Origin of the sequence: Halioglobus sp. HI00S01 (assembly GCF_001635445.1) — a bacterium.
Lineage (GTDB): Bacteria > Pseudomonadota > Gammaproteobacteria > Pseudomonadales > Halieaceae > Halioglobus > Halioglobus japonicus.
The window spans coordinates 1-381 of record NZ_LWEE01000128.1 but is presented as its reverse complement, the minus strand read 5'-3'; the positions used below and the strand labels follow the sequence as shown (position 1 = coordinate 381).

Below are 381 nucleotides of genomic sequence, written 5' to 3'. Positions count from 1 at the left end.
GATTGGCGGCCGTTACGTCGGAGAGTTGAATCTCACAGGCACCTCTACGGAACTGCTGGTGGTCGTTCTGCCCATGGAGTCTCCTGAGGATGCGCTCTACTTCCCATGGTCACAGCAAGAGGATGGCAATCGTCTACGGATTTAAGCGGTTCTTTGGTTGCGCGGCGAGGGGTAGCTCCAAACTCGTCGCGCTTTTTTTTTGCCTGAGAAATTACCGGGCCTGCGGGCCCGCGGCCGCCGGCAGCAGTATCGTGACGTCGGTACCCTTACCTGGCGTGCTGACAATGCGCACACCGCCGCCAGCGTCGCTGGCAAAGCGCTGCACCATTTTCAGTCCCAGCCCGTGGCCCTCCTGATCGCGCGAATCGCACAAGCGGCATT

The 381-nt window shown here is 60.1% G+C and carries 1 protein-coding gene; it reads right to left on the bottom strand.

Annotated features, from left to right (window positions below; translation table 11 throughout):
* Positions 1-211: 211 nt before the first annotated feature.
* Positions 212-373, bottom strand: coding sequence for an ATP-binding protein (locus A3709_RS25045; protein WP_082850146.1), 162 nt, complete (start codon positions 371-373; stop codon positions 212-214).
* Positions 374-381: the final 8 nt, after the last annotated feature.